The sequence below is a fragment of the Pseudomonas pharyngis genome (genome assembly GCF_021602345.1).
Taxonomy (GTDB): Bacteria; Pseudomonadota; Gammaproteobacteria; order Pseudomonadales; family Pseudomonadaceae; genus Aquipseudomonas; species Aquipseudomonas pharyngis.
In genome coordinates this window covers 313268-326793 of sequence record NZ_BQID01000003.1, presented here as the reverse complement: position 1 = coordinate 326793, position 13526 = coordinate 313268, and the positions used below count along the sequence as shown (strand labels likewise).

11 protein-coding genes are annotated in these 13526 nt (G+C 62.5%); 2 read left to right on the top strand and 9 right to left on the bottom strand.

Going from position 1 to position 13526, the window contains the following annotated elements; all coding sequences use genetic code 11:
* Window positions 1-2: 2 nt before the first annotated feature.
* The 9 genes from phaC (L6D74_RS08325) to L6D74_RS08285 form a co-directional block, all read right to left on the bottom strand.
* Window positions 3-1685, bottom strand: a complete 1683-nt coding sequence (gene phaC, locus L6D74_RS08325; protein WP_064592889.1) for a class II poly(R)-hydroxyalkanoic acid synthase — start codon at window positions 1683-1685, stop codon at window positions 3-5.
* 151 nt (window positions 1686-1836) lie between these two features.
* Window positions 1837-2691: a poly(3-hydroxyalkanoate) depolymerase gene (gene phaZ, locus L6D74_RS08320; protein WP_007952412.1), complete on the bottom strand. Its 855-nt coding sequence runs from the start codon at window positions 2689-2691 to the stop codon at window positions 1837-1839.
* 155 nt (window positions 2692-2846) lie between these two features.
* On the bottom strand, window positions 2847-4526 hold the full coding sequence (gene phaC / locus L6D74_RS08315) for a class II poly(R)-hydroxyalkanoic acid synthase (protein ID WP_039772445.1): 1680 nt from the start codon (window positions 4524-4526) through the stop codon (window positions 2847-2849).
* A 257-nt stretch (window positions 4527-4783) separates the two neighbouring features.
* Window positions 4784-5161 (bottom strand): gamma-butyrobetaine hydroxylase family protein, encoded by a 378-nt coding sequence (locus tag L6D74_RS08310; protein WP_011332068.1) that lies wholly within the window; start codon window positions 5159-5161, stop codon window positions 4784-4786.
* Between the two features lie 76 nt (window positions 5162-5237).
* Entirely contained in the window at window positions 5238-6575 is a 1338-nt protein-coding gene (gene hslU, locus L6D74_RS08305) for an ATP-dependent protease ATPase subunit HslU (RefSeq protein ID WP_039772441.1), read from the bottom strand.
* A gap of 55 nt (window positions 6576-6630) precedes the next feature.
* On the bottom strand, window positions 6631-7161 hold the full coding sequence (gene hslV, locus L6D74_RS08300; protein WP_003196958.1) for an ATP-dependent protease subunit HslV: 531 nt from the start codon (window positions 7159-7161) through the stop codon (window positions 6631-6633).
* A gap of 155 nt (window positions 7162-7316) precedes the next feature.
* Entirely contained in the window at window positions 7317-8033 is a 717-nt protein-coding gene (locus L6D74_RS08295) for an SPOR domain-containing protein (RefSeq protein ID WP_039772438.1), read from the bottom strand.
* A gap of 1 nt (window position 8034) precedes the next feature.
* Entirely contained in the window at window positions 8035-9771 is a 1737-nt protein-coding gene (gene argS / locus L6D74_RS08290; RefSeq protein WP_085683988.1) for an arginine--tRNA ligase, read from the bottom strand.
* A gap of 142 nt (window positions 9772-9913) precedes the next feature.
* Window positions 9914-12133: a primosomal protein N' gene (locus L6D74_RS08285; protein WP_007952400.1), complete on the bottom strand. Its 2220-nt coding sequence runs from the start codon at window positions 12131-12133 to the stop codon at window positions 9914-9916.
* Window positions 12134-12301: 168 nt separating this feature from the next.
* Here L6D74_RS08285 and rpmE point away from each other — a divergent pair, with 168 nt between their 5' ends.
* Window positions 12302-12520 (top strand): 50S ribosomal protein L31, encoded by a 219-nt coding sequence (gene rpmE / locus L6D74_RS08280; RefSeq protein WP_064592895.1) that lies wholly within the window; start codon window positions 12302-12304, stop codon window positions 12518-12520.
* A 41-nt stretch (window positions 12521-12561) separates the two neighbouring features.
* Entirely contained in the window at window positions 12562-13344 is a 783-nt protein-coding gene (locus L6D74_RS08275) for a thermonuclease family protein (protein WP_236188662.1), read from the top strand.
* The last annotated feature ends 182 nt before the right edge of the window (window positions 13345-13526 follow it).

The window sequence follows — 13526 nt, the reverse complement described above, 5'->3', positions numbered from 1 at the left end:
AGTCAGCGCACACGCACATAGGTGCCGGGTGCTGCTTCCATCGGTGGGTAATTGGCGTTGCCGAGGGTCATCTGGGTTTCGTGCAGGGTGCCGGAGCGCTGCTGCACCCACTCCAGCCATTGCGGCCACCAGCTGCCGTCGACTTTCTTGGCGTCGTAGTACCAGGCGCGCGGATCGCCGCTGAGCTTTCCGTTCTCCACGTAATGGGCTTTCGGGTTGCCCGGCGGGTTGAGGATGCTCTGCACGTGGCCGCTGTTGGACAGCACGAAGCGCCGCTCACCACCCAGCAACAGCGTCGAGCGATACACCGCGTCCCACGGCGTGATGTGGTCGTTCATGCCGGCCACGCTGAAGCTGTCGACCGTGACCTTCTGCAGGTCGATCGGCGTGCCGCACACTTCCAGGCCCCCCGGATGGGTCAACGGGTTGTGCTTGAAGAAGTCCAGAATGTCGCCGTGAAACGCGGCGGGCAGGCGGGTGCTGTCGTTGTTCCAGTAGAGGATGTCGAACGCCGGCGGCTCCTTGCCCAGCAGGTAGTTATTGACGAAATAACTCCAGATCAAATCGTTGGGGCGCATCCAGGCGAACACCTTGGCCATGTCGCGACCGTCCAGCACGCCTTTCTGATAGGAGCGCCGCTTGGCTGCTTCGAGCGTTTGCTCATCGGCGAACAGTGTGGCCGGGGTGTTCATTTCACTGTCGAGCAGGCTCACCAGATAGGTGGCGCTGGATACTCGTCGCAACTGCCGCTTGGCCTGCAGATGCCCCTGCAGTGCCGCAATGGTCAGGCCGCCGGCGCAGGCGCCCATCAGGTTGACCTCGCGGGCGCCGGTGATCGCCCGGCAGATGTTCATCGCTTCTTCCACGGCTTCGACGTAGGTCGACAGGCCCCATTCGCGATGCCGTACATCCGGGTTGCGCCAGCTGATCATGAAGGTCTGCAAGCCGTTCTTCAGGGCGAACTGGACGAAGCTGTTGCTCGGGCTGAGGTCGAAAATGTAGTACTTGTTGATTTGCGGCGGCACCACCAGCAGCGGTTTCGAATACTGCTTCTCGCTCATCGGCCGGTACTGGATCAGCTCGAGCATTTCGTTGCGAAACACCACTGACCCTGTGGTGGTGGCGACGGTCTTGCCGACTTCGAAAGCCTGTTTGGTGACCTGGCGTGGCAGGCCGTCGTTGTGCAGCAGGTCGTCGATCAGATGGCTGAGGCCGCGCACCAGACTGTGGCCGCCGGAGTTGAACAGCTCCTTGACCGCCAGCGGATTGAGCAGTGTGTTGGAGGGCGCCACGGCGTCGTTGAGCAGGGTGAAGGCGAAGTGCGCGCGGGCGCGGTCGTCGTCGCTCATGCTGCTCTCGTCGATCCAGCTCTTGACCTGTTTCTGCCAGGCCAGATAGGCCTGAAGGCTGCGCCGATAAAACGGATTGAGGCTCCACGCCGGATCGGCGAAGCGGCTGTCCTGCGGATTGGTCGGATGCAGGGTTTCGCCGAGCAGCACGCGTCCGAGCGCGCCCCCCAGCTTCAAGGCGTGTTTTGCACTGTGGATCGGATTGCGCAAGCCGTGGGCCGCGACGCTGCGCAAGGTCGAGATCAGGTCCCGGCCGCGCAGACCGGTCATGGCACTCTGTGCATTGATGAACACGGCGGGGCTGGGCACGACGCCCGTCGCTGGTTTGTCACGCATGACTCAACACTCCTTCGTCTTCAGGCCAAAAACAAACACACCGAACCAGAACACCATAGACGCTGTTGCGGGTTGTTGCCTGCGCGGCCTCCTGCCGCGCACCTGTGCGGACACGTTGCAAGACGCTGTCCAGAAATCCGTGCCGGGACGGTTATCCGCCCAGCGGTGTCGGGTGCGGATGCATCACCGCACGCTGACGTTCCTCCTGGAGGAATTTCATGATGATCGGCGCCACCGCCTCGGCCCGGGTAATCAGGAACAGATGCCCGTCGTCGATGATGTGCAGCTGCGCGTTGGGGATTCGCCAGGCGAGCATGCGCATGTTGATCAGCGGGATCAGCGGATCGTCATCTCCAGCCAGCACCAGCGTCGGCTGGTGGATCTTGTGCAGCCAGTGAATGCTGGTCCAGCCGAGGCCCGCGAACAGTTGCCAGTAGTAACCGAGCTTGCCCGCCGAACGCACCTTGGCCGCATGGCTGGCGGCGAGTGTCGGGTCGCGGCGGAACGAGCCGCCGTAGATCATCGGGGCGATGCGGATCACATGGGACGGCTGGATGTAGCGCCGTGGGCTGGCCATCATCCACAGCACCTTCGGCTTGCCCGGCACCATCACCGCACCGGCGGCGGTCGCCGCCAGCACCAGCTTCTTGCAGCGCTCGGGATAGTCGTAGGCGAACTGCTGCGCCAGCGCGCCACCCCAGGACACGCCGATCACGTTGACCTGTCCGTAGTCGAGGTAATCGAGCATCCGCGCGGTGAGCTTCGCCAGCCCGGGAAAGCGATACGGACGGCTCGGCGTCGAGGAACCACCGACACCGGGCACGTCGAAGGCGATCACTTCCAGGTCCGGATCCAGCGCCGCGACAAAAGGAAACACCAGCTCCAGGTTGGCGCCGATGCCGTTGAATATCAGCAAGGGCGTCAAGTGAGGCTTGCCGGGGCGGACCGCCGTGCGGATGGTCTGGCCATCGAGCTCGACAGTTCGAAAGATGAACGGGTGCGGCATGCTTCAGGGCCCTGTGGGTCAATCTCAATGTCACCTCGTACCCGTTGTGGGAGCGGGCTTGCTCGCGAAGGCGTCGTGTCAGTCGCCATTGATGTTGGCTGATCAACCGCTTTCGCGAGCAAGCCCGCTCCCACAGGGGGAATGAGGTGTGTCGGTTACCGCTCGTGTACGTAAGTGCCCGGTGAAGCTTCGCCTGCCGGATACGCTTTGTTGCCCAGCTTGGTCGGCGCCTTTTTCAGCTCGCCCGACCGCGCGGCCTGCCACGCCTGCCAGTACAGCCACCAGGAGTCGGCATGCTTGGTCGAGTTTTCCTGCCAGTCATCGGCATTGGCGGTCATTTCGTCGCTGGTCATGTAGCGCGATTTCGGGTTGCCCGGCGGGTTCAGAATGCTCTGGATATGCCCGCTGCTGGACAGCACGAATTCGACCTTGCCACCAAACAGCTGCGCCGACTTGTAGCAGGACTTCCACGGGGTGATGTGGTCGTTGGTGCCGGCCAGCGAGAAGATGTCGGCGGTCACCTGCTTGAGGTCGATCGGCGTGCCGCACACTTCCAGTGCATTGGGGCGGATCAGTGGGTTGTTTTTGAACATCTCGATCAGGTCGCCGTGGAACGCGGCCGGCAGTCGAGTCGTATCGTTGTTCCAGAACAGGATGTCGAACACCGGCGGTTCGTTGCCGAGCAGGTAGTTGTTGACCCAGTAGTTCCAGATCAGGTCATTCGGGCGCATCCAGGCGAAGACCTTGGCCATGTCTTTGCCTTCGAGCACGCCGGCCTGATACGAATGGCGCTTGGCGGTCTCCAGTGTCTGCTCGTCGACGAACAGGGCGACGTCGCTGTCCAGCGTTGTATCGAGCACGCTGACCAGCAGGGTCAGGGCGTTGACCTTGTTCTCGCCGATTGCCGCGTAGTGGCCGAGCAGGGCGGTGCAGGTGATGCCGCCGGAGCAGGCGCCGAGCATGTTGACGTCCTTGCTGCCGGTGATCGCAGTGACCACGTCGACTGCTTCCTTCAGGGCTTCGATGTAGGTGGAAAGGCCCCACTCGCGCTGTTCCTTGGTCGGGTTGCGCCAGCTGACGATGAAGGTCTGCACATTGTTGCGCAGGCAGAAACGCGCCAGGCTCTTGTCCGGGCTCAGGTCGAATACATAGAACTTGTTGATCTGCGGCGGCACTACCAGCAGCGGGCGCTCGTGCACTTGCTCGGTGATCGGCTTGTACTGGATCAGCTCCAGCACGTCGTTGCGAAACACCACCGCACCTTCGGTCACGCCCAGGCTCTTGCCGACCTCGAACGCGCCCATGTTGACCTGGCTCGGCATGCCGCCGTTGTGCACCAGATCCTTGGCCAGGTGCGAGAGGCCGTCGAGCAGGCTCTTGCCACCGGTCTCGAAGAAGCGTTTGACCGCCGCCGGGTTGGCCGCCGTGTTGGTCGGCGCCATGGCCTCGGTCATCAGGTTGATCACGAAGTGGCCGCGCGCGATGTCCTTGGGCGAGAGACTGCTGTCGTCGATCCAGGCATGGAGTTCCTTGCGCCACGCCAGATAGGTTTGCAGATAACGTTTGTACAGCGGGTTCTGACTCCACGCCGGATCGACGAAGCGACGGTCATCGCCCGCCGGTTGCAGGTCGGATTTGCCGAACAGCACGTTCTTCAGTTCGAGGCCGAACTGGGTGACGTGTTTGACACTATGGATCGGTTGTTTGATGGCCTGGGTCAGCACCATTCGAGCAGAGGCCAGCAGATCCTTTCCGCGTAGCCCAACGACAGGATTCAGCCCCAGGGTGTTCTCCGAGGCCTGGTACTTCAAATCATCGTTATTCTTGTTACTCATCTACGACGCTCCATTGTCCTGAGACGAGTACCCGGTTTCTGCTGTGCAGTTCCACAGCCAATGCCAGGTACTACTGCTCGGGTGACCGTTGATTCTGCATAGCTGCTTTACAGTCGTAGAGCATTGCAGGGAACTTGCCAGTTCCATTGGTTACCCGAGATTGATTTTTTTCGCAAGCAGCCGATCCCGGGCCGCTTTAGCGGAGCATTCAAACAGATGAATCTAGAAAATGCCCTCTAAACAGTCCAAGCCGCGGACTAGAGCATCAGCTTGACGACGGACTGGTCCGGGTCGCGGGTTTTGCCGGCGGCTTTGAGTTCGGCCAGATAATCGGCCCAGAGTGCGTCATGACGTCGCCCCAGTTCGTACAGGTAATCCCAGGTGAACAGGCCGCTGTCGTGACCGTCGTCGAAGGTCAGTTTCAGTGCGTACTGACCGGCCGGTTCTACCTTGGTCAGGCCGACGTGCAGCTTGCCGAATTGCAGGATCGGTTTGCCGTGACCCTGGACCTCGGCGGAGGGGGAATGCACGCGCAGGAATTCGGCGGGCAGGGTGTACTCCTCGCCGGACGCGTATTTGAGCGACAGGGTTTTCGAGGCTTTGTGCAGTTTGATGTCGGTGGGGAGTTGGGTCATCGCCGGCGTTCCGTCAGGTGGAAAAAATTGTGGGAGCCGATGGCTCCCACAGTTTCACGACCACTGTAAGTATGGCTTACAGGATATAACGGGACAGGTCTTCGTTCTGCGCCAATTCGCCCAGGTGGCTGTTGACGTATTCGGCGTCGATCTCGATCGCCTTGTCGTCATGGGCGCTGGCCAGATCGCCGGCACTGAACGACACCTCTTCCAGCAGACGCTCGAGCAGCGTGTGCAGGCGACGGGCACCGATGTTCTCGGTCTTCTCGTTGACCTGCCAGGCAATCTCCGCCAGACGCTTGATGCCTTCCGGCTGGAACTGGATGTTCAGGCCTTCGGTTTTCAGCAGCGCGCAGTATTGCTCGGTGAGCGAGGCGTGCGGTTCGCTGAGGATGCGTTCGAAGTCCTGCGGGCTCAGGGCCTTGAGTTCCACACGGATCGGCAGACGGCCTTGCAGCTCCGGCACCAGATCGCTCGGCTTGCTCAGGTGGAACGCACCGGAGGCGATGAACAGGATGTGGTCGGTCTTGACCATGCCCAGCTTGGTGTTGACGGTGCAGCCTTCGATCAGCGGCAGCAGGTCACGTTGCACGCCTTCGCGGGACACATCAGCGCCGCCGACATTGCCGCGCTTGGCGACCTTGTCGATTTCGTCGATGAACACGATGCCGTGCTGCTCGACGGCTTCCAGGGCCTTGGCCTTCAACTCTTCTTCGTTGACCAGGCGACCGGCTTCTTCATCGCGTACCAGTTTCAGCGCTTCCTTGACCTTGAGCTTGCGGGCCTTCTTCTTGCCCTTGCCCATGTTGGCGAACAGGTTCTGCAACTGGTTGGTCATTTCTTCCATGCCCGGAGGCGTGGCGATTTCGATGCCGGCCATCTCGGCGACTTCGATCTCGATTTCCTTGTCGTCCAGCTGACCTTCGCGCAGGCGCTTGCGGAACAGTTGGCGAGTGTTGGAATCCTGGGTCGGCGCTTCTTCATTGCTGAAGCCCATGCGTGCCGGTGGCAGCAGGGCGTCGAGGATTCGGTCCTCGGCGGCGTCTTCGGCGCGGTGGCGAACGCGGGTCATTTCCTGCTCGCGCAGCATCTTGATCGCAGCATCGGCCAGATCACGGATGATCGATTCGACGTCACGGCCGACGTAGCCGACTTCGGTGAACTTGGTCGCTTCGACCTTGATGAACGGCGCGTTGGCCAGTTTGGCCAGGCGACGGGCGATCTCGGTTTTACCGACGCCGGTCGGGCCGATCATCAGAATGTTCTTCGGGGTCACTTCAACGCGCAGCTCTTCAGGCAGCTGCATGCGGCGCCAGCGGTTGCGCAGGGCAATCGCGACAGCGCGCTTGGCATCGTCCTGGCCGATGATGTGGCGGTTGAGTTCGTGGACGATTTCGCGGGGAGTCATGGACATAATAATTGACGGTCCTCAAGCAGAAACAAGCCGTGGCACAGGGGCCGCGTCAGGCTCATTCAGCGAGATCCTGCTCCTCAATGGTCTGGGTGTGGTTGGTGAATACACAGATGTCGCCGGCGATGCCGAGAGCGGTCTCGACGATTTCGCGGGCCGACAGGTCGGTCTTCTTCAGCAGGGCGCTGGCGGCGGCTTGCGCATAGGCGCCACCGGAACCCATGGCGATCAGGCCGTCTTCGGGTTCGACCACGTCACCGTTGCCGGTGATGATCAAGGATGCGTCCTTGTTGGCGACCGCGAGCATCGCTTCGAGGCGGCTCAGGGAGCGGTCGGTGCGCCATTCTTTGGCGAGTTCGACGGCGGCGCGAACCAAGTGACCCTGGTGCTTTTCAAGTTGGCCTTCGAACCGTTCGAACAGGGTAAAGGCGTCGGCGGTGGCACCGGCGAAACCGGCGATGACTTCGCCGTGGTACAGGCGACGAACTTTCTTCGCGTTGCCTTTCATCACGGTATTGCCGAGAGAAACCTGGCCGTCGCCGCCCATGACGACTTTGCCGTGGCGGCGGACTGAAACGATGGTGGTCAAGGGAAGAGTCTCCACACTGCAGGGCGAAAATGCCTTATGCCCATTCATATGGGGGTGGTGGAGAGGATTTCAACTGCGGGGCGGGAGAGGGGACGAGCGGTGATTTGTGCATGATCGTTCCCACGCAGAGCGTGGGAACGATCAGTGGGGAGCTGTCAGCGGCTCTGGCGTTGTTGTAACAGCAGGTTGCTGAAGCCGGCGCCCGCCAGTTGTTTCTGGGCAGTGGTCAGCTGTTCGCGGTTGCTGAACGGGCCGACCAGTACGCGATACCAGGTTTCATCCTTGACCGTCCCGGACTCAACCGCGACTGCCTGGCCGAGCAGAATGATCTGCGCGCGGACCTTGTCGGCATCCGTCTCTTTGCGGAACGAGCCGGCCTGCAGGAAGAACTTGGTCACCGGTGCAGCCTTGGTCACCGGCGGCGCTGGCGGCGGGGTGATTCCGGCCAGCGCAGCCTGCGCCCGTGCGGTGTCGATCTTCGCCGCTTCGGCCGGGGTCACCGGCGTGGTCGGGATTGCCGGCACCTGTGGCGTCGGCAGGGTTTTCTCCGGCACGGCATCAGGCGGCACGATCACTTCCGATTCCGGCAGCAGGGTGTAGAAGTCGTACTTCGGCTTCACCGGTTGCGTCGGGCTCGGCGGGGTCTTGTTGGCCTCGGCGATCTTGGAGGCTTTCTGTTGCTGCTGTTGCTCGACCTTCTCGCGCTTGACCGTGTCGCTGCCCTTGCCCGGCTCCAGTTTCATCAGGAACACGATGAACGCGCCGACCGTCAGGCCGATGGCCATCCACAGCCAGCCCGGAATCGGCTGCTTCGCTGGAGCTTGGTAACGGCTGGCGCCACGCTTGGGTGCAGGTTTTTTCTTGGCAGCCAACTTACATGCGCTCCAGGGTTTCCAGGCCGAGCAGTTCCAGGCCTTGCTTGAGGGTACGGCCGGTCAACGCGGCAAGGCGCAGACGGCTTTGCATTTGTGCCGGGGTGTCGGCGGCGAGGATCGGGCAGTTCTCGTAGAAGCTGGAGAACAGGCCGGCCACGTCGTACAGGTAGGTGCAGAGAGTGTGTGGCGTGCCCTTTTCCGCAACGTTGTTCAGCACTTCACCGAACTGCGCCAGTTTCGCCGCCAGTTCCTGTTCGTGCGCCGCTTCGAGGACGATCTGGCCGTCGACTTCGCTGAAATCCTTGCCCAGTTTGCGGAACACGCCGGCCACGCGGGTGTAGGCGTACAGCAGGTATGGCGCGGTGTTGCCTTCGAAGTTGAGCATCAGGTCGAAGTTGAAGCTGTAGTCGCTGGTGCGGTGTTTCGACAGGTCGGCGTATTTCACCGCGCCGATGCCGACCACTTTGGCGATGGCGCGCAGTTCGTCTTCGGCCAGCGTCGGGTTCTTTTCCTTCACCAGGCTGTAGGCGCGTTCCTGCGCTTCGGTCAGCAGGTCGATCAGTTTCACGGTGCCGCCATCACGGGTCTTGAACGGACGGCCGTCGGCGCCGTTCATGGTGCCGAAGCCCATGTGCTCCATTTCCATCGGATGGGTCACGAAACCGGCCTTGCGTGCCACGGCAAACACTTGCTGAAAGTGCAGGGCCTGACGCTGGTCGACGAAGTACAGCGCACGGTCGGCCTTCAGTTTGCCGCTGCGATAGCGCACGGCCGCCAGGTCGGTGGTGGCGTATAGGTAGCCGCCGTCAGCCTTGACGATGATCACCGGCAGCGGCTCGCCTTCGGCGTTCTTGAATTCGTCGAGGAACACGCACTGGGCGCCGTTGCTTTCGACCAGCATGCCGGCGGCTTTCAGGTCGTTGACCACGTTGATCAGGTCGTCGTTGTAGGCGCTTTCGCCCATCACGTCGGCCATGGTCAGTTTGACGTTGAGCAGTTCATAGATCTTCTGGCAGTGCGACAGCGAGATGTCTTTGAACTTGGTCCACAGTGCCAGGCATTCAGCGTCGCCGGCCTGCAACTTGACCACCAGGCCACGGGCGCGGTCGGCGAATTCCGGCGATTCGTCGAAGCGTTGCTTGGCGGCGCGGTAGAAGTTTTCCAGGTCCGACAGCTCGTCGCTGGTGATCGGGTTTTCCTGCAGGTACGCCATCAGCATGCCGAACTGGGTGCCCCAGTCGCCGACGTGGTTCTGGCGGATGACGGTGTCTCCGAGGAATTCGAGTACCCGCGCCACGCCATCGCCAATGATGGTCGAGCGCAAGTGGCCGACGTGCATCTCTTTGGCCAGGTTCGGCGCCGACAGATCGACCACGGTGCGTTGCGCCGGGCCGGCCTTGCGCACGCCAACGTGATCGTCGGCCAGTGCGGCGTCGAGGCGCGAGGCCAGTGCTTGAGTGTTCTGGAAGAAGTTGATGAAACCGGGGCCGGCGATTTCGGCCTTGGTGACGTTTTCGTCAGCCGGCAGGGCGGCGATGATTTTTTCCGCCAGATCGCGTGGCTTCATGCCCGCAGGCTTGGCCAGCATCATCGCGATGTTGCTGGCGAAGTCGCCGTGGGTCTTGTCCCGGGCGTTTTCCACCTGGATCGCCGGCGTCAGGCCTTCAGGCAACACACCTTCGTTGACGAGTTGGGTGAGGGCTTGTTGGATCAGCTGGCGAATGGTGTCTTTCATGGTCTTCTCTTTCGACCGCAAGCGCGGCGGCGCATCGATGCGCGGGTGGAAAAACTGGGCATTATCCGTTGCGAAGACGGGCTTGCCAACCTTAGCAGGCAGGATGTGGATGTGTGGTGACAATTCGGCCGGTTTTGCCCGGTCAGTACAGATCCACCGGATCGACATCCAGCGACCAGCGCACCGCCCGGCCGCTTGGCATCTGTTCCAGCACCAGCAGCCAGCTCGCCAGCAATCGGTGCAGCGGCGCCCGGGCCGTGGCCTGCAACAGCAGCTGCGCGCGGAAGCGCCCGGCCCGGCGTTCCATCGGCGCCGGCACCGGCCCCAGCAGTTCAATGCCGGTCAGATTCTGTTCGGCCAGCAAACGCTCGGCCTCGCTGCATGCCTCATCGAGAAAACCTTCGGCCTGTCCCGGCTTGTGCGCTTCGGCGCGCAACAGCGCCAGATGCGCGAACGGCGGCAGGCCGGCGGCGCGGCGTTCGCTCAGGGCCTGTTCGGCGAAGGCGAAGTAACCCTGCTCGGTCAGTTGCACCAATAAAGGATGGTCGGCGAGGTGGGTCTGGATGATCACCTTGCCTGGCTCTTCTGCACGCCCGGCGCGCCCGGCGACCTGCACGATAAGTTGCGCCATGCGCTCGCTGGCGCGGAAGTCGCCGGAGAACAGCCCACCGTCGGCATCGAGGATCGACACCAGCGTCACCCGAGGGAAGTGGTGCCCCTTGGCCAACATCTGGGTGCCGACCAGAATGCACGGCTGGCCTTTCTGGATCGTGGCGAACAACTGGTTCATCGCGTCCTTGCGTGAGGTGCTGTCACGGTCGACGCGCAACACCGGATAGTCCGGAAAGAGAATTGCCAGCCGTTCCTCAGCCCGCTCGGTGCCGGCGCCCACGGGGCGCAGATCGACCTTGTTGCACTTCGGGCACTGGCGCGGCACGCGCTCGACGTAACCGCAGTGGTGGCAGCGCAGTTCGCCGTAACGCTGGTGCACGGTCATCCGCGCATCGCAGCGCTGGCACTCGGACATCCAGCCGCAGTCGTGGCACAGCAGCGTCGGGGCAAACCCCCGGCGGTTGAGGAACACCAATACCTGCTGGCCGGCGGCGAGGGTCTGGCCGATGGCTTGCTGCATCGGCCCGGAAATGCCGCTGTCCAGGGGACGACTTTTCACATCCAGGCGCAGGAAACGTGGCTGCTTGGCGCCTCCGGCGCGTTCGTTCAGGCGCAGGAGTCCGTAGCGACCGGTGTAGGCGTTGTGCAGGCTTTCCAGGGATGGGGTCGCGGAGCCGAGCACGATCGGGATGTTTTCCTGCCGCGCCCGCACCAGCGCCAGATCCCGCGCGTGGTAGCGCAGGCCTTCCTGCTGTTTATAGGAGCCGTCGTGTTCTTCATCGATGATGATCAGCCCCGGATTCTTCATCGGGGTGAACAGCGCCGAGCGGGTGCCGATAATAATGTCGGCCTCGCCGTCACGGGCGGCGAGCCAGGCATCCAGACGATCACGATCGTTGACCGCCGAGTGCAACAGGGCGATGCGCGCATTGAAGCGTTGTTCGAAGCGGGCCAGGGTCTGCGGGCCGAGGTTGATCTCCGGGATCAGCACCAGCGCCTGTTTGCCGGCCTCGAGGGTTTCGCGGATCAGCTGCAAATAGACTTCGGTCTTGCCGCTGCCGGTGACCCCGGCCAGCAAGAACGCATGATAACTGTCGAACCCGGCGCGAATTGCCTCATACGCGGCGCGCTGTTCGCTGTTGAGCGGCAGCTCGGGTTGGGCCAGCCAGTGCTCATGGCGCGCGCCGGGGGCGTGACGGCGCACTTCGACCTGCACCAGATCCTTGGCCAGCAACAGATCGAGGCTGTCCTTGCTCAGCATCAGTTTGCTCAGCAACTGATGGGCGACGCCGTGAGGGTGCTGGGCCAAAGTCGCCAGGGCTTCACGCTGGCGTGGGGCGCGAGCGATGCGCGGGTCGTCGAGGCTGGCGCCGGGAGCCGCCGACCAGAACCGTTCCTGACGGGCTTCGGCCAGTTCGCCCTGGCGCAGCAGCACCGGCAGCGCCCAGCTCAGGGTGTCGCCGAGGCTGTGCTGATAATACTGGGCGGTCCACAGGCACAGCTTGAACAGCGCCGGCGGCAGTGGGGCGGTAGCGTCGAGCAGCGCCAGCGCCGGTTTGAGCTTTTCCACCGGCACTTCACTGGTGTCGGTGACCTCCACCAGAATCCCGATCATCTCCCGCCGGCCGAACGGTACCCGCAGGCGCATGCCCGGTTGCAACTGCGAACGCAGCACGCCGGCCGGGGCCCGATAGTCGAACAGGCGGCGCAGGGGCGAAGGCAGGGCGAGGCGCAGAATGGCGTCGGGCACGCGGGGGATTCTCATAGGCGGGGCGGTGGAGAAGGGCGGGAGCCTAGCAGACGGTCGGTCTCAGTGACAGCTTGCGTGATCGGGATTGTCTGGTAGAATCCGCGGCCTAATTACGTGCGGTATTCAACAATCGTGTTGGATGGCGGCACGCCAGCTGAGGAAAACACCATGAAAGCCGATATCCACCCGAATTACCCAGAAGTTGCAGTAACTTGCAGCTGCGGCAACAAGTTCGAAACCCGTTCGACCTTCGGCAAAGCCTTGTCGATCGACGTTTGCAACGAGTGCCACCCGTTCTACACCGGTAAGCAGAAGACTCTGGACACCGGTGGTCGCGTTCAGAAGTTCGCCGACCGTTTCGGTGCTTTCGGCGCGAAAAAGGCCTAAGGCCCTTCATTCTGGAAAACCTCAGCGGCTTTTCCGGTCTGATGAAAAAGGCGTCCCTTGCGGGCGCCTTTTTTGTGTCCGCGATTTGGTTCTCCTCCGCTCAGGCCTTTTGCCCGGCACCTGTAGGGCTGGACAGCGCCACGGTGCAGCGGGTGGTCGATGGCGACACCCTGCGCCTGAGCGACGGGCGCAATGTGCGGATGATCGGCCTCAATACGCCCGAGCTCGGCAAGCAGGGCCGCAGCGACGAACCGTTTGCGGTAGCGGCGCGCAAGCGCCTCGAAGCCTTGGTCGCCGAGAGCGACGGGCGGGTCGGCCTGCGCCTTGGCGCCCAGTCCAAAGACCATTACGGCCGGACCCTGGCCCATGTTTTCAGCGCCAGGGGTGAGAACCTCGAAGCGCAGATGCTCGCCGATGGCCTCGGTTTCCAGGTCGCGGTGGCGCCGAATGTCGATCTTGTCGATTGCCAGCAGGCCGCCGAACGCCGCGCGCGACAGGCCGGGCTTGGTCTGTGGAGACGCTCACCTGTACTGAAAGCGGAGCAGATCGAGCGCTCGGGTTTCGCGGTGGTCAGCGGTCGTGTGAGCAAGGTTCAGCGCAATCGCGGTGGAATCTGGATCGAGTTGCAGGACAAGCTTGTACTGCGCGTTGCACCCAATCTGCTGGATCGCTTCGACGCCGCTTCTCTGCAGGCGCTGAATGGCAGACAGATCGAGGCCCGTGGCTGGGTGGTCGACCGTTCTCGGCGTGGTGGATTGCAATCAGGTCAGGCGCGCTGGCTGTTGCCGCTGACCGATCCTTCGATGCTCCAGTCGTCCCGCTGAAGAAAAAATTGTAGACATTTTTTCTGTCGATTGTGAACAGTCCAGCCCTTGTGCGCCGTGGCTCTTGGCCCAAAGTCTTAGGGCAGGGCGCTTGACAGGGGTGACCGGGCAGTCTTGTGGGGACTTTGCGAGGCGCGTATCCTCGCTGACCAGTCTGTCCAACAGTAAAAAGCGGAATGCCA